Origin of the sequence: Magnetospirillum fulvum (assembly GCF_900108475.1) — a bacterium.
Lineage (GTDB): Bacteria > Pseudomonadota > Alphaproteobacteria > Rhodospirillales > Magnetospirillaceae > Phaeospirillum > Phaeospirillum fulvum_A.
In genome coordinates, this window is record NZ_FNWO01000003.1 from 93,877 (window position 1) to 110,298 (window position 16,422).

The 16,422-nt window shown below is 61.2% G+C and carries 12 protein-coding genes and 1 pseudogene; 8 read left to right on the forward strand and 5 right to left on the reverse strand.

Features of this window, described 5'->3' with window-relative positions:
* The first annotated feature begins 79 nt into the window (after positions 1–79).
* The 4 genes from BLW40_RS04420 to BLW40_RS04435 all read left to right on the forward strand — a co-directional run bounded on the left by BLW40_RS04420 (position 80) and on the right by BLW40_RS04435 (position 4,804).
* A complete protein-coding gene (locus BLW40_RS04420) occupies positions 80–898 on the forward strand; it encodes an ABC transporter permease (protein ID WP_074765958.1) in 819 nt (272 codons plus the stop codon).
* Positions 882–3,191, forward strand: a complete 2,310-nt coding sequence (locus tag BLW40_RS04425; RefSeq protein WP_211656715.1) for an ATP-binding cassette domain-containing protein — start codon at positions 882–884, stop codon at positions 3,189–3,191. The genes BLW40_RS04420 and BLW40_RS04425 overlap by 17 nt, the downstream gene beginning before the upstream one ends.
* A complete protein-coding gene (locus BLW40_RS04430) occupies positions 3,188–3,877 on the forward strand; it encodes a class I SAM-dependent methyltransferase (RefSeq protein WP_074765962.1) in 690 nt (229 codons plus the stop codon). The genes BLW40_RS04425 and BLW40_RS04430 overlap by 4 nt, the downstream gene beginning before the upstream one ends.
* Positions 3,878–3,973: 96 nt before the next feature.
* Positions 3,974–4,804, forward strand: coding sequence for a class I SAM-dependent methyltransferase (locus BLW40_RS04435; RefSeq protein ID WP_211656717.1), 831 nt, complete (start codon positions 3,974–3,976; stop codon positions 4,802–4,804).
* 102 nt (positions 4,805–4,906) lie between these two features.
* Here BLW40_RS04435 and rffA read toward each other — a convergent pair whose 3' ends face one another.
* A complete protein-coding gene (rffA, locus tag BLW40_RS04440) occupies positions 4,907–6,061 on the reverse strand; it encodes a dTDP-4-amino-4,6-dideoxygalactose transaminase (protein WP_074765963.1) in 1,155 nt (384 codons plus the stop codon).
* A 26-nt stretch (positions 6,062–6,087) separates the two neighbouring features.
* Complete coding sequence (locus tag BLW40_RS04445) at positions 6,088–8,202, reverse strand: DUF2339 domain-containing protein (RefSeq protein ID WP_244511048.1); 2,115 nt, start codon at positions 8,200–8,202, stop codon at positions 6,088–6,090.
* On the opposite strand from BLW40_RS04445, the gene BLW40_RS18150 reads away from it, so the two are divergent.
* The 3 genes and pseudogenes from BLW40_RS18150 (at position 8,113) to BLW40_RS04460 (ending at position 9,306) form a co-directional block, all read left to right on the forward strand.
* A complete protein-coding gene (locus BLW40_RS18150) occupies positions 8,113–8,430 on the forward strand; it encodes a WbqC family protein (RefSeq protein WP_425283699.1) in 318 nt (105 codons plus the stop codon). The two genes, BLW40_RS04445 and BLW40_RS18150, sit on opposite strands and share 90 nt — an antisense overlap.
* A gap of 20 nt (positions 8,431–8,450) precedes the next feature.
* A pseudogene (locus BLW40_RS18155) lies at positions 8,451–8,633 on the forward strand (WbqC family protein); the annotation flags it as partial.
* A gap of 37 nt (positions 8,634–8,670) precedes the next feature.
* Positions 8,671–9,306 carry a hypothetical protein gene (locus tag BLW40_RS04460; protein ID WP_244511049.1) on the forward strand — a complete coding sequence of 212 codons (636 nt, stop codon included), beginning with the start codon at positions 8,671–8,673 and terminating at the stop codon, positions 9,304–9,306.
* A gap of 257 nt (positions 9,307–9,563) precedes the next feature.
* On the opposite strand, the gene BLW40_RS04465 is transcribed toward BLW40_RS04460, so the two are convergent.
* Complete coding sequence (locus tag BLW40_RS04465) at positions 9,564–11,840, reverse strand: glycoside hydrolase family 3 N-terminal domain-containing protein (protein WP_083386619.1); 2,277 nt, start codon at positions 11,838–11,840, stop codon at positions 9,564–9,566.
* Positions 11,841–12,140: 300 nt separating this feature from the next.
* Between BLW40_RS04465 and asnB the strand changes: the two genes are divergently transcribed.
* Positions 12,141–14,015 carry an asparagine synthase (glutamine-hydrolyzing) gene (gene asnB, locus BLW40_RS04470; RefSeq protein WP_074766351.1) on the forward strand — a complete coding sequence of 625 codons (1,875 nt, stop codon included), beginning with the start codon at positions 12,141–12,143 and terminating at the stop codon, positions 14,013–14,015.
* 1 nt (position 14,016) lies between these two features.
* Here asnB and BLW40_RS04475 read toward each other — a convergent pair whose 3' ends face one another.
* Positions 14,017–14,778 carry a helix-turn-helix transcriptional regulator gene (locus BLW40_RS04475; RefSeq protein ID WP_074765973.1) on the reverse strand — a complete coding sequence of 254 codons (762 nt, stop codon included), beginning with the start codon at positions 14,776–14,778 and terminating at the stop codon, positions 14,017–14,019.
* A gap of 514 nt (positions 14,779–15,292) precedes the next feature.
* Positions 15,293–16,393 (reverse strand): choice-of-anchor A family protein, encoded by a 1,101-nt coding sequence (locus BLW40_RS04480; RefSeq protein WP_170834524.1) that lies wholly within the window; start codon positions 16,391–16,393, stop codon positions 15,293–15,295.
* Positions 16,394–16,422 lie beyond the last annotated feature (29 nt).

Sequence of the window (16,422 nt, forward strand, 5' to 3'; positions counted from 1 at the left end):
AAGTGACCCAAGGCAATATCGGGCGACCGCTTTTTGCCTATTGCCTATACGAGAAGCTGATGCACGATAAGGTCGTGTAATGAAGGAAATCATTATCCAACCGCCGAACGCTTTTGCCAAAATTGATTTGGTGGAGCTGTGGGCGTACCGTTCTCTCTTGAAATCCATGGTCCGGCGTCGCCTGAAGGCGGAATTTGACCAGCAATACCTGGCTTATGTGTGGGCGGTTTTCCGGCCGCTCCTGATGGTGCTGTTGTTTTCGCTTTTCCGAAATCTGTCAGAAGCCCGCATGGGGGTAGACATTCCCTATCCGCTCTATGTCTATGGCGGATTGATCCTGTGGTTTTTCTTTACCGAGGCCGTCCAGCAGACGGCGACATCTGTCAAGCACAATGCTGGGTTGATCCAAAAGGTCTACTTTCCCCGCATCATCAGTCCTCTCTCCGCCATTATTGCCAATTCAGCCTCTTTTGCCATCACTGTGGTGCCGCTTGTATTGATGATGGTCTGGTACGGCAGCTATCCGGATTGGCGGATCATCCTTCTGCCTGCCGTATTGTTGCAAATTGCCGTGCTGATTTTTGGGCTGGGCTGCATTTTTGCCGCCCTGGGATTGTCGGGCAATGACTGGGACCGGTTCCTGGGCTTTAGCTTGTATGTGGGGCTTTACGTCTCGCCGGTGATCTATTCTCCGAGCATGTTGCCGACCAATGCGTTGCCATATTATTCTGTCAACCCCTTGGTTGGCACATTGATGGCTTTTCGGGCCTCGCTCTTCCACGGCTCGCCCTGGCCGCAATGGGAATGGGCCTATTCCTGTGCCTTTTCGTTGATCGTGGCCGTTGTTGGCTTGGTTATGTTCCAGCGGGCGGAAAAACACATTGTCGATCGACTCTGAATTCTCCGATGCAATTGTCGTTCGCGGCCTTAGCAAGGTTTATCCTTTAGGGCCGCAAGGTGCCCAAGATGGCTTTTGGAGCCGCGCGGCGCGCAATATGCTGGATCAGGTCCGGGGGCGCGCCAAGAAAGAGGACGCCAAGACGCACTGGGCGCTCCGAGACGTCAATTTCACGGTCAAGCATGGCGAGCGGATCGGCATTATTGGCAGCAATGGCGCTGGCAAATCCACGCTCCTTAAAATCCTGTCCCGCGTCGTTTACCCCACTGCTGGCGAGGTGCGTCTTCGTGGGCGCTTGACGTCCCTGCTAGAGGTCGGAACGGGGTTTAATGACAATTTGAGTGGCCGCGAGAATATCTTTCTCAACGCCTCGCTCTATGGCCTGACCCGGTCGGAAATCGAAGACCGTTTCGATGACATCGTCAATTTTTCCGAGATTGCGCGCTTCATCGAAACCCCGGTGAAGAATTATTCCAGCGGCATGAAAATGCGCTTGGCCTTCGCTGTCGCTGCCCATCTCGACCCGGACATCCTGCTGCTGGACGAGGTCCTTGCCGTGGGCGACATGTCATTCCAGCGCAAGTGTCTTGAGCGGGTCGATGACCTGACCTCGGGCGGTCGCACCCTGTTCTTCGTGTCGCATAGCATGGACGCCATCATGCGCTACTGCGACCGCTGCATCTGGCTCGATCAGGGTCAGGTGCGGGCCGATGGCGACACCCAGTCGGTGGTGTCGGATTATGTTGAGGCCGTGCTGGATGTGAAGTCGCGCTATACGGTGCCAGCGCGGGAGATGGTTGAGAAAGCGGGCACAGCAGCCGAATCGGACGGCCTGGACAATGATCGCCCGACCGCTTTCCTGCTGAATGCGGAAATCATCTCGACGAACGGCGAACCGACTAACCTGTTCCCCACCTCCGAACGGGTTGGGGTGCGGTTCCAATATTCCGTCATTGAACCCGGTATCTATACCCCGGCCATCGCCCTTTATTGCCCCCAGGGGACGCTGATGTTCTGGTCGGTATCGTCAATCAACGAACTGGAACATTACCGGCTCGAGCCGGGCAAGCATATGGCGACGTCCTGGATTCCCGCGGATTTGCTCAATGTGGGAACCTATACGGTTACCCTTAGCGTAGTGAGTCCGGATCTGTCGCCCATGAAGCGCCATTTCGTCCAGGAGCAGGTGCTTTCTTTTCACTGTGTCGATCCCAGCAACGGCGAAACCGCTCAGGGCATTCTGCCCCGCAAATTCCCCGGCCCTCTGCGGCCGCTGTTGGAATGGCAGTTGGAGCAGCCCGTGGACAAGCCCGTCCCGTCCAAGCTCCGCTTCATTTCCGAGAAAACCGTTCAGATCTCGGTCGATACCTCGGGCTTCTGCAACGCTCGGTGTGCCTGTTGTCCCTGGCCGGGAATGGAAAAGGGTCAGACCGTCATGGGGATTGACCAATTCAAGCTGCTACTGGACCGTTTCCGTGGCTTCAAATTCACTGAATTTGCCCTCAACAGCATCAACGAACCTTTCACCGATCGGGGCATTCTCGAAAAGATGGAAGTTCTGATCGACAGCGGAGCCCAGATCGACAGCCTTTTCTTCAGCAGTAATTGGCTTTTGCCGGGCCAGCAGCAAATCGACCGCTTTCTCGATCTCGTCGAAAAGGCGGCAGCCTGCGGCACGGTGAAGTCGCTAAACCTCAATGCCACGATTTCCGGCATCAGTGACGAAACCTACCACCAGCTCCAGTCCGGCCGTGATGTGGTTGGTGGGGTTCGGCCTTATAAGCCGCTGGATTTCACCAAGGCCATCGCCAATGTTGTTGCCGTGGCCAAAGGCATGTCCGAGCGGCTGCCGCGCGGGCCTGTCGTATTTAACGTGAAGGCCTATGGGTTCTTGTTCTCGCTGGAGGAGTATGATGCCTTCTGGCGCTCCAAGTTCGACGAGGCGGGCATCGACCCGGTTTTCAGCCAGTCGCGGATCAAGGTGCGGCTGAACCACGGCTTTACCAGCTTTGCGCGGTCGGATAGCCTTGCCAGCGCCGAACCGCGCCGTTGCTCCATGAGTTGGCTTGATCTCAAATTGGTGATTGGTCCGGGCTTGGATGTCGGTCTGTGTTGCCACGAGGGAGCCCATTACGTGCATGTCGGGAATCTGGGAGAATCTACTCTCGATGACCTGGTTTCGAGTAAGGCCTATGAGGCTCAGCTCGATATTCTCAATGGCCGGAGCGAGCCGCCTTTGAACCATCCCTGTTGCACCTGCGAGTTTTACATACCAGTAGGCGGATCGGCATGAACCAGGAACTTCTTTTCGACCAGTCATATTACCTCGAGATCAACGAGGCCCGGTGGCAAACTGCCCAAAATATTCTCGGCGGTCTTTCTGGAATAGCCACGTGCCTCGATGTCGGCTGCGGTCCTGGCTGGTTCACCGACAAACTGGCCCAACGCGGGCTGAAGGTGGTCGGCGTTGAGGGGCGTGCTGAATTGGTCGAAGTGGCCGCCCAGCGGGTTCCGGCGGCCATGTTCGCCAATGTTGATGTGACTGACACCAAAGCAATGGGTTCCCTGCCGAAGGCCGACCTCGTGTTTTGCTTCGGGTTGCTTTATCACCTGGAAAACCCGTTTGCGGCCGTTCGCAGCCTTCATGCGCTGACCGGCAAGCATCTGCTGATCGAAACGCAGCTGATCCCCGAGGAAACTCCGTCGTTCCGTTTGGTGGCTGAGGGACAGAACGAGACGCAGGGTCTGCGATTCTTCGCGGTGATTCCGTCGCGTTCCGCTTTGGTGAAAATGCTGTATGCCGTCGGCTTTGCTTGTGTGGAACGATATACCGGCCATATTGAGTATCCCGATTTCATTGATACCCCTGAACGCATCCATCGACGGGAAGTCTTCTTGGCCGGACAACGGGCGATGTCGCTTCCCGATTTCGTGGTCGAAGCCGAACCGTCGGCGCCGAAGGTGGACTATTCCCGCTAGCGCGAATGGGTGGACCTTGACCTCACCCCAAAAGTTAGCGAGCCTTCCAAGCTGAACCGCTAAAGAGCGAGCCTCTTTAAGAAGAGAGAATGACGTATGTTTGGACGCCAGAAGTCTTCCGCTGCCGTTGACGCGCAGAAAGTCCGCAAGGCCGCCTATGTCGAACCGGCGCCGCGCAATCCGGCGCTGTGCCACAGCGCGCCCGAGGGCAAGACGGAATGGTATCCGCCGGTGATGATTGGCGCCGAGGCGATCGGCCGCCAATTGACCCAATCGACGAAGTACGTTCGGGAAGCCCTGGCCCTGATCGAACGCCTGGAGCCCGACGCCTATTCCGACTACATGAAGACCTTCTACAAGGACGGATTGGAGCGGTTCGGCGATGACTGGGGCTTCGCTGACATTGTCACCGTCTTGCTGGGCTTGGCCGATCTGCTGAAGCCGCGCCGTTATTTGGAAATCGGCGTGCGTCGGGGCCGCAGCATCTGCGCCGTGGCCAGCCGCTCGACGGCGGTCGATCTGGCCATGTTCGACATGTGGGTGACCAATTACGCAGGCATGGAAAATCCCGGTCAGCAATTGGTTGAGCGCGAATTGGACAAGGTGGGCCACACCGGCAACCGCGCCTTCACCGACGGCAACTCGCACGATACCGTCCCCGAGTTCTTCCGGGCCAATCCTGATTTGATGTTCGACATGATCACGGTGGACGGCGATCACAGCGAAAAGGGCGCCATCGATGATTTGTGCGACGTGCTGCCCCATCTGTCGGTGGGCGGCGCTATCGTGTTCGACGATGTTTGCCATCCCAAGCATATGAGCCTGCGCGATGTCTGGCAGCGCGTCATTTGCGACGACAAGCGCTTTTCCGCCTGGACCTACGACGACGTAGGTTATGGCGTGGGGTTTGCCATTCGCAAGTGGTGAGGCTAGGCGGTACCGAGGCCGCGTAGCATTTCAGGTGGCGGGACATTTCCTTGGAAGTGTCCCGCCACGCCTGTTTCGGGGAGGGGGCTGCGCAGCAGTCGGTCAGGCGGCGGCGCCGACCACTTCCAGAACGGCGGCAATCACCTGATCGGCCTGCTCCAGCAGGGCCGGCGACATGGGCAGGCGCAGCAGGCGGGACGACAGGTCATCGGTGTGGCGCAGGGCGCCATCGGCGCGGCCGAAGCGTTGTCCGGCGGGCGACGAGTGCAGGGGCACGTAATGGAAGGCGGCCTGCACGTTGCGCTCTTGAAGTCGGCGCAACGCGGCATCGCGCATTTCGTTGGTGGGCAGCAGGAGATAATAGATATGGGCGTTGTGGCGGCATTCCTCGGGCACGATGGGGCGCCGCACCAGGCCTCTGGCTTCAAGTTCGGCGAATGCCTGGTGATAGCGGCCCCACAGCTCATGCCGCATCTGGGTGATTTCCTGCGACGCCTCCAATTGGGCCATCAGCACGGCGGCGCTGAATTCGCTGGGCAGGAAAGACGAGCCGACGTCGGTCCAGGTGTATTTGTCCACTTGGCCCAGCAGGAACTTGCGGCGGTTGGTGCCCTTTTCCCACAAGATTTCCGCCCGCTCGGCGAAACGCGAGGCGTTAATCGCCAGGGCGCCGCCCTCGCCGCTGACGACGTTCTTGGTTTCGTGAAAACTGAAAACGCCAAGATGGCCGATGCTGCCCAACGGCCGTTCCGCATGGGTGGCGCACAGGCCCTGGGCGGCGTCCTCGATGACCAGCAAATCGTGGCGGCGGGCGATGTCCATGATCGCATCCATGGCGCAGCCCACACCGGCGTAATGGACCGGCACGATGACCTTGGTGCGCGGGGTGATGGCCCGTTCAATGAGAGATTCGTCGATATTTAGGGTGTCGGGGCGGATATCGACGAAAACCGGCACCGCGCCACGAAGCACGAAGGCGTTGGCGGTGGAAACGAAGGTGAACGAGGGCATGATCACCTCGTCGCCCGCTGCCACGTCGGTCAGCAGTGCCGTCATTTCCAGGGCAGCCGTACAGGACGGGGTCAGCAGCACCTTCTCGCACCCTAAGGCGGCGGTTAGCCAGTCCTGGCAGCGGCGAGTGAACGGGCCGTCTCCGCACAGCCGACGGGATGCGAGAACCTCTTGCAGGTACGCTTCTTCGTGGCTGGTCAGAAAAGGCCTGTTGAACGGGACTTGTGTGCCACTGGGATGATTCATGGAAGGGTTAGCCTTCGGTGTCGCACTCAGCACGGGGGGCGAGTGCGGTTGTCGTAAAGCGTGAGTGGATATGACCACCAATTATAAGAAAACGCTTCCTTGCCCTTCAGCGCGGCGGTAAGCCGATCGAAGATCGGCCCACCATGGCGGCGAATGAAGAGCGGATTATCGGAGTGAGTGTAAAATGTCCGGTCGGCGGCCAGCAAGACAAAATCGGCCTTGCACAAAGTGTCGCGCACCATGATGTCCTGGATCTCTGTCACTGCCATATTGGGTAGAACCCCGATATTGACGTCGAGTCCGGCCCCATCCGGTGCGGTGAAATAGAGCGTGCGCGGCTCCTGAAGGCCACGCTGGACGGAATAATAGATTAGGGTATCGACCGTGATTCCATCCTGCCAGTAAAACACCACGACAGCGCCCGGCTTTTCCTGCAGCAGCGCCATGATCTTCGGCAGGGCCGCCATGGTGGAGGCGGATTCGTCATAGCCTTTCAGGTCCAGCCGATGAGGCGCCCAGGCCAGCAGCAACACCGCAAAAGCCAGGGTCGCCGGTCCGGCCAGCCGTCCCGTCCTCGGGCTTGCCCGCAGGCAGCCCAGTGCCACCACCCCCAGGGCGAAGAAGAGGAGAAGGGTGGGGAAAAACATCGGCTTCACCGACTCGAAGCCAATATTGCCCAGGCCGACCACCACGATGAGATTGGCCATAGTGACGAAGACGGCCCACAGGCCGAGCGTCACCGCCGCCACGGCCAGTCGGCGGCGGCCGGGCATCGACTCAAAGCGAAGACAGCGACTCGCGAAGGCAAGGCCGCCCAGCACAAGCAGGCAGCCGAACACCGCCGCCGTTTCGACGAGCGCCTGGTTGCCCGCCAGACCCTGTCCGGCCTGCCAGCGGCCAATCAGCAATTTGAAGGGCGCAGCCCAATGGGCGGCCGCAGATACCTGCAAGCCGCTGTTCCATCCATAGAAGATGTAGGCATTGCCAAAGCGCGCCAAGGTACCCGGCAACTGGAAGATGGCATACAGGGCGGCGAAGGGCAGGCTGGTCAGGACGGGGATCATTATCGCCCGCCATTCGCTCCGATGGCGGACCAGCAGGGTGACGGCAAGCACCACATAGGCCGGGCCGATAATCATCACCACATAGCCGGGCGCCGAATCGCGGGAGATGATAGTCAGGCCAACGGCAACGCCCAGCAGCACGCCGCTGGTCGTGGTCCGCAGGGCGGCGTGGCGCAGCAGCAGGAAGGCGGCGCTGGCCAAGAACGCGATATAGGCGGGGTCACGCTGCCAATCCTGCCAGCCCGATTGCCACCAATACAGGCCGTCAGGCAGCAGGGGCAGCAGCCCTGCCGCCAACGCGCTCCATTTCCCGCCACCCAAAAGCCGTGTCGTGCTCGCCAGGGTAAAGCTGAGCATGGCCAGGGCGAGGGTGTTGTAGAGTTGCAGCGATTGCGGCGTGGAGTCTAGCAGCGGCGCAAACAAGGCCGCGAACATCGCCTGGGTCAGCGACAGATGGAACTTGCTGGCCAGTTCGAAGGCGGCGCCCCATCCGTCTTGATGATAGGCGCGCAGCACCCGAAAAGCCTGGGTATAGGAGCCGATGGAGTCGTAATGGGGCAGATGGGCCGCGTAGAATTCCGCGATCTTCCAGTAAAGCAGCGCATGGAAGAGACATAGGACCAGCGCAAGGCACACATGCCCGAGATCGAGCCGCAGGGGCGACAGGGAAGAAAGGTTACGCATCGGAACCCCAGTGGCTTTAAGCAATGACCAATGCGGGATCGGCCACCGAAGGGGAGTGTGATGCCTGATCCCGCTGCGCTTGGCAAGAAAAGCCTTGTGATTTCCTCTCGCGCCATGATTGAGCGGAGGCTCTGGGAAATGGTAAATGCGGCATAGCCCGTTTTCACCCCACCCGGCATCACCGGCAAGGTCGTGCCGTATCGGATGAAAGGCACTCCCTCCCGTCACGCTAAGTCCTGCATTGTCGCCATTCTTCAGTCGAATGACATCCCGTGGAAGGGATATTTCGACATCATCGCTCGGTTGGACACGTTCATCCTGTTCGATAACGTGCAATACACGAGGAACGATTGGCGCAACAGCAACACGATCGAGACCGCCAATGGCGAGCATTGGCTTAACATTCCAGTAGAGCACAGGGGGTGGCAGCGCATTTCTGTGTTTGTGGTCGCGAACCGTTCGTTTCCCGAAAAGCACTGTATGAGTATTGATCGGGTCTATAGAGAAGATGCTGGATATAATTATTTTGCCAATCGCTTGTGTGGGATTTGCGGTCACCGTCGTGGTTTAGATCGATTGAGTGATAAAAAATATATTTTATCTCTAAAATTTGAGATTTAAATGAGCTGAACACCCAGTTAATGTGGGCTGCCGATCTGTTGCCTGTGGCAGCTATGGATGTCGCCGATCCTACAGACCGCTTGATTGAACTGTGCGTGGCTGCGGGGGCGGACACCTATCGAAGCGGCCCAACGGCTCGCGCCTATCTGGATGAGGAGAGGTTTTTCTCATCAGGAATCCGTGTCGTGTGGATGGACTATTCCGGCTTTCAGTTTACATCAGTGGGAAGGGGTGCCGAGCATGGGGGTATTGCGGTTACGGGGGCTGCTGGGGCTGTGTCTGGGAAGTGCGGCGATGGCATCGCTGTCCGGGTGCGTCCTTCCGGACTATGGTCCGGGCGGGTACGATTATGCCCCGCCGCGCCCCATCAATTCGTATGAGGACCGCGAGCGCCATCGTCAGGAGGAGATGCGGCGCGCGGAAATGGAGGCTCGTCACCGTCAGGCGGAAATGGAGGCCCGTCACCGTCAGGCGGAAATGGAACGGGCGGAGATGGATGGGCGTCGTCGTCAAGCCGAACTCGACCAGCAACGTCGCCAGTTCGAAGAGAACCGCCAGCGGGTCAATCCGTACCAGCGGGGTATTGAGCCATCGCGGCGCGATGTCGAACGCGACGGCCAGATGGCCCGACAGCGGGCGGCCGAGGCCGAGGCCCGGCGCCAAAGACTGGACCAGCGTCCGCAGCCGTCCGGCGCGCATGCCAGACCGCCCGAGACCAGACGTCCTCAGGCCGAAGCTCCTCGTCCGCAACGGCCCGAGACCCGCCCGGCGCAGACCGAGCGGCCGCAACGCAAACCCGACGATCGGTCCCGTCCGGCCGACGCGGATCGGACCCGGACCGAACCGACGGCTCCGCCCCGGCCGACGACGCCTTAAAGGCGGGCCGGGTTCGGATCGGGGGTGGCACAACAAAAACCCTCGCACCAGGGGGGAGCGGTGCGAGGGTCTTTAGAGGGGAGGACTTTTGAGTGGCTGAGGCTCAGAAGCTTATGAGGAGAGAATGCCATCGCCCGGATTACCGCATCGTGGCGGCCGGATGATATTTTTTTAATAATTAAAAAGAAGAAGTCGCCATCCGCTAACCCTGGGCCGCCCCGCGAGTCTCTTGGGGCGGCTTGGGTCACGGGATGGGGTCACGCCGAGGCGACCTCGAAGGTTCCGGCGAGAGAGGCGGTCGAATCGCCCCCGACATAAACGTCGAAGATGGTCGGGTCCTGGACCCATCCCCGCCGCGCCGCGCTCCAATAGCTGAGATCCTCGGGGCGAAGGGTGAAGCGCAGCGTCCGGCTTTCTCCCGGCGCAAGCGTCACCCGCTGAAATCCCTTCAATTCGCGGACCGGGCGTGCCGACGATCCGTAGCGCTGGTGCAGGTAGAGCTGCGCCACCTCGTCGGCGGGGCGCGACCCGGTGTTGGTCAGATCGACCCGAAGCGAAACCGGTTGGCCCGGCGCGACCCGCTCCGTCTCGATCTGCAAGGAGGAATAGGCGAAGGACGATGTGCTGAGGCCGAACCCGAACGGATAAAGCGGCGTGTTGGCTTCGTTCCAGTAGCGCTGCTCCGCCTTGTGGGGCTGGTGCGAGGTCAGATGGGCATAGGGCAGGGGAATCTGGCCGATGTTGCGGGGCCAGGTGAAGGGCAGCTTTCCCCCCGGCGCGACCTCGCCGAACAGCAGATTGGCCACCGCCGCGCCGCCCTGGCTGCCCGGATACCAGATCGTCATCAGGGCCTGGGGCTCGGCGCCTTTCAGGTCGAGCGGCCGCGCGCTCATCAAGAGGAGGACGACCGGCTTGCCCGTCGCGAGAACGGCCTCGAGCAGCTCTTGCTGGCGGCCGGGCAGATCGAGCGAAGAGCGCGACGCGTTCTCGCCGATCATGATCTGGGCTTCACCAAGAACGAGGATCGTCACGTCGGACTGCCGGGCCAGATCGACCGCGCGCAGGATTTCGCTTGAATCCTCCACTTCGATCCGGGGAGCCTGAGTGTGCTCGGGGCTTTCGAAGATCGAGGCGAAGCATCGCTTGGGCACGCTGACGCCGACCGAGTGATTGATCCGGACGGCGGGATCGAGCTTGGCCCGGAGTCCGGCCAGAATCGTCACGGTCTCGCCGTCGTCCTGATCGAACACCCAGGGACCGGCACTGTCGCGCGCGGCGTCGGCGAACGGGCCGATGACGGCAATCGAGCGGAGGGTCTGCGGATCGAGCGGAAGCAGCCCGCCTTCGTTGCGCAGCAGCACCGCCCCGCGTTCCGCCGCGATGCGGGCGATCGTCCGATGGTCCGGATCGTTCAGCACAAGGCGGGCCTGATCCAGATCGACGTAGGGCTGGTCGAACAGGCCCATCCGAATCTTGGCCTCCAGCACGCGGCGGACGGCGGTGTCCAAATCCTCGACCGTGATCGCCCCGGCGGCCAGGGCGGCGGGAAGGGTCTGGAAGGCGGACTGGCCGAACGGCGGCGCCATCTCCATGTCCACCCCCGCCTGGAACGCCCGGAGTCCGGCATCGGCCAGATCGACGGCAAAGCCGTGGGTCCGCAGATCGGCCGCCGCCCCGGCATCGGTCACGACGAAGCCGGTAAAGCCCAGCGCGTCGCGCAGGATGTCGGTGAGCAGCCAGCGATTGCCGGTCGCGGGAACGCCGTTGAAGCCCATATAGGCGCTCATCACGTTGCCGGCCCCGGCGTCGATCGCCGCCTTGAACGGGGGCAGATAGACGTTCCACAATTCGTTGTCGGACAGGTTGACCTCGTCATAATCCCGCCCGCCCAGCGCGGCACCGTAGCCAACGAAATGTTTCGGTCCGGCGATGATGCCGCCCGGGCTGCCGAGATAGGGGCCTTGGAAGCCGCGAACCTGCGCCGCTGCCATCGCCGCCCCGAGATAGGGGTCTTCTCCGGCCCCTTCGATCATCCGGCCCCAGCGCGGGTCGCGGGCGATATCGACCATCGGGGCGAAGGTCCAGTGCAGGCCGATCGCGCGGGCCTCGCTGGCCGCGACGGCCTGGGCGCGCAAGGCGATGTCTGGGTCCCAACTGGCCGCCAGCGCGAGCGGAACCGGCATCACCGTCCGCAGCCCATGAATGACGTCGTAGCCGAACAGCAGCGGAATCCCAAGCCGGGTCCGCTCCACCGCGATCTGCTGCAACCGGTTGATCTCGACCGGGTCCTTGACGAACAGAAGCGATCCTGCCCGTCCCGCCGCGACCTCGGCCTCGATCCGCTTCGCTTCCTCGGTCGCGGTGAGGAAATCGAAATATTGGGTGATCTGGCCCGCTTTTTCCTCGGTGGTCATGCGGGCGATCAGGGCGTCGGCCTGGGCGCGCACCTGATCGGGGGCGGGTGGTCCGGCGCGCCCCGCCGGGGCGGAACTGGGTGGCACACTGGCGGTCCGTGGCTCGTTGATGGGTGACATCGCCTTCCCGTCCTCCGTCAATTCGATCCAATTCTAGCCGATTGCGAACGCGGATACCAATCCGAGCCGATGCGGCGTGGTCCTTGCGCCGGAGGCGGGGCAAGGCGAGACGGCGGACCCGCAAGAGGGAAGGGCAAGATTTCCCTCCCGGCACTGCAAATAAGGGTAGTGATGGCGAAGATGTTCGTCTCCAGTGATTGATAACCTCTTTCCCTGTTTGCTGTTCCCCTGTAAGACAGGCGTGCAGCAAGCCGGTTGAGCGTGCTCGGCGCGGCGAAGCCGTGGATGTGTGGTGAGATCATGTGCGGTATCGCTGGCGTCTTTCATCCCGCCCGTCCCGAGCGTCCGGACCCGGCTCTTCTTGCCGCGATGACCGGTGCGTTGTCCCATCGTGGGCCGGATGACGAAGGGTTTCACCTCGCCCCCGGGATCGGACTCGGGTTTCGCCGATTGTCGATTCTCGATCTTGCGACTGGCAATCAGCCGATCCTGAGCGAGGACGGCGAGATCGTCTCGGTCTGCAATGGCGAGATCTACAATTTCCCCGAACTCCGCGCCGAGTTGGAGGCGCGCGGGCATCGGTTCCGCACCCGCGTCGATACCGAGGTGCTGCCCGCGATGTATCGCGAGTGGGGGCCGGGCTTCGTGTCGCGTCTGTCCGGCCAGTTCGCCTTCGCGGTGTGGGACGCCCGCGAGCGTCGGCTGGTGCTGGGGCGCGATCCTGTCGGCATCGCGCCGCTGTTTCATGCCGAGATCGACGGCGCGCTGGTTTTCGCGTCAGAGATCAAGGCGATCCTGGCCCGGCCAGATGCGCCGCGCCGGGTCAACCCGACCGCGCTGGACCAGATCCTGACCTTCCCCGGTCCGGTCAGTCCCCACACGATTTTCGCCGGGATCGACAGCTTGCCGCCCGGTCATATCCTGATCGCCGAAGCAGACGGACGGCGGACGCTGCGGCGGTACTGGGATCTCGACTATCCGTGCGACGCCGACATCGACCGGAGCCGGTCGGTCGATGATTTGGTCGATGAGCTGGACGCGGCGCTGCGGACGGCGGTCCGGCGCAGGCTTCAATCCGACGTGCCGGTTGCGGCCTATCTGTCCGGCGGGCTGGACAGTTCGTTGATCGCGGCGATCCTGGCCGATCTGACTCCGGGGGCGGAGCGCCACACCTTTTCCATCGCCTTCGAGGACCGCGAGATCGACGAAAGCGGGCCGCAGCGTTTGATGGCGGCGCAGTTGGGGTCGATTCACCACGAAACCAGGGTGGGGCCGGGCGCGATCAATGCCCGGCTGACCGACATCGTCCGCCATGCCGAGGCGCCGCTGCGGGAATCCTACGACGCCTGTTCGCTGATTCTGTCGGGGATGGTCCGTGCCAACGGGATCAAGGTGGTGATGACGGGGGAGGGAGCCGACGAATTGTTCGGCGGCTATGTCGGCTATCGCCTTGATGTCGAACGGGCCGGGGCTTGCCGGGACGACGACGATGTCGAGGCGATGCTGGAAGCGGAAATGCGCTCCCGCCTGTGGGGCGATCCCGATTTCTTTTACGAAAAGAATTATCTGGTCGCGGAGGAAACCCGGCGGGCGCTGTATTCGACCGCGATGGCGGCGCGGTTCGACGAATTCGATTGCCTTCGGATGCCGCCGGTGGGAACGGGGGCGCTGGCCGGACGCCACGCCTTCCACAAACGCTCCTATCTCGATTTCAAGCTCCGGATGGCCGACCATCTGCTGGCCGATCATGGCGACCGCGTCGCGTTCGCCAATTCGGTCGAGGCGCGCTATCCCTTCCTCGACATCGACGTCATCAACGTCGCCCGGCGCATTCCGCCCGAAGTGATGGTGCAAGACGGCATCGAGAAATATCCGCTGAAGCGGCTGGCCCGGCGCTATCTGCCTGACGAAATCGTCGATCGGCCGAAATTCAGCTTCGTCGCGCCCTCGGCTCCGGCCCTGCTCAAAAGCGCGCTTCCGCTGATCGACGACATGTTGTCGCGCGAACGGATCGAGCGCGGCGGCTATTTCAATCCCGACGCGGTGGAGCGGCTGAAGAGTCTTTATCGTCGCCCCGACTTCGACTTGAACCAGACCTTCGAGGACGATCTGTTGATGGTCGTGCTGACCTTCAACATCCTGCTCGATCAGTTCGATTTGCCCAATCTCAACTGAGTCAGGGGGCGATCAATCGGAAGATCACGGCGGTGGCAACCGCCTGGGTGACCGTTGCGGCCTTGAGCTTACGCCGTGCCGATTCGATGTGTTTTTCCACCGTTCCTTCATGCAGGGACAGTCTGGAGGCGATGCGTTGCGGGCGAAGCCCCCGGGTCAGCCAAAGCAGCACCTCGCGTTCACGGGACGACAGGCTGTAAACCTCGCCCATATGCCCCTCTCTCAGGCAGATATCGAAGGCACTGGCGATAGACTGGATGGCGTCGCCGTTCTCGCCCCACATCCGCTCGAATTCGCCTCCCGACATGCCGTCGGCATGGCAAGCGAAGGAACTGGTGCCCAGGCCGCAGGCGAAACGGGACGGCATGGTGACGCCGCTGATCATCTTGTAATCGGCATCAATCTCGAAAGACCGCCGCTCGGCGGCGGTAAGGCGGTCGGACGGGGGGATGTCGTTCCAGAGGATGGGTTTCGTCCCCATCCGGGCCATCTGGGCGCAATAATCGTCATCAATCAGCAGGTCGTTCATCTTGGCGTCAACGTAGGCGGGATCGAGACTTGCCAGCATGAAAGCCTGCTTCATCTCCGACAGCTTTTTCCCCCGCTCGGGCTGAATCTCGAATCCGTACCAGATGCCGCCCACCCCGAAATGGGAGAGGTGACGATGGACATGCGACCACAGGTCGGATTGATCGCGCGATTGCTGGAAATCGGCAATGGCATCCAGCACCCTCTGGCCTTGTTTGCGGTCAAACTCGGTCACCGGCGCATCTCCAATGCCACCACGATCAACGGAGCGGATGCCAGCGGTTTTGGTATCACGAGCCGTTCGCTACGGACAATGGATATTAACCCGAATAGACGATTTGCCTTCGGGGGTGCGCTGATTTTAAGGTGTGAGGCGATCTGCGGACAAACGCGATCCGCACGAGAGCCGTGTCCATCTGAATGGAAGCGGCTCTTTCAGCCCGCCTGGGTACGGTCCCGGTTGACCGGGGCACCGCCGCAATCGGGTGGCAACGCGCTGAAATCTAGTCGCAAAGCGCCAAAGCGGCGACCTGATAGCGTCGTGCCAGTTCATCCTGTGCCAAATCCCAGATATACGATCCGATGATGCTACGATCGGAAACTATCTGATTCAGCATGAATGTTGAAATATTGTGAACCCATTCTCTGAGCATTTCCCAGCCCACCAATGTTGCGCTGCGGTATAAGTAGCGCGGATAGGGGTGAACTGTTCATGCTTTCTCGTCTTACTACCCATGAGGACCTACCCGTTACCTACTCGCATCCGCGTCGGAAGGGGCGTCGCCGCGCCGTTTGCGTCCGCGCCGGGCAAACGCGCCGAGGCCAAAGAGAGCGGACCCGAACAGCGTCAACGCTCCGGGCAACGGCACCGGCGAAACCAGATTGGCGTTGACGCCGTCATAGTGGATTTCGCCGTTCTGGATCAGATTTTTGGCGATCACCGTGCCTTCGATGTTCTGGCTGTTCGACAGATCGGCCAGAACGGCGAGAATCGTCCCCCCGAACTGGCTGGTGACGTCGATCTTCGCCGCGTCGGTGAAATTCCACACGGTATTGGTCCCGAGCTGCTGGGCCGACCCCGCCAAGAAGTTGGCGTTCAGGGTCAGCTGGCTCGCTCCGATCCCGCTGACATTGATGACGACTTCTTTCGCGCCGTTGAGCGAGAAAACGATTTCCCGCGCGCTGTTGAGCAGGGCGGCGCTGGTGATGGAGAAAACCGCAACCCCATCGGCCCCGGGCGTCGCGTTGAAGGTCAGCAGCCCATAATTGTTGCTGCTGATCGTGCTGTCGGCGGCCAGTGTGGAGAGTTGCCGCGAATAAGCGGTCAGCGACGATTGCGCTGCGGCAATATCGGAGGTGACGGCGGCAATTTTGTTCGTCGCGACCGACGAGTTGAGCGATAGGGAGGTGGCATTGTTGATCCCGGCCCCAGGGGCGATCGAGCCGCCGAGGTAAACCTTGCTGCTGTTGGCATTGACCCAGCCGCTGCTGACGTTGCCGCCGATATAGAAATCGCCGCCCCCGTTGCCGTTCAAATAGCTGGTGGCGATGGTACCGCCGACGATCAACCCCGATCCATTGAGAGTGACGCCGCCGCTTAGTGTCTTGCCGACGGTCAGGGCGGTTCCGGCGAGGTTGACGTGCTGGGCGTAGGTGCCACCCATCGTGTTGCCGCCGACGAGGGCGCTGCCATCGACATGCGAATTGTTGGTGAGATTGTTGAAAACAATCAGGTTGTAGGTGTTGATCAGGTTGGTGGCGTCGAGGGGTGTCGCGCGCGCCCCCGTCGTTATCCCGACCATCCCGACCAGGAGGGTTATCACCAAGCGGCTACGGCTCAACGCGCTCATCCCGTCCATCCCAGATCAAGCCACGGAAA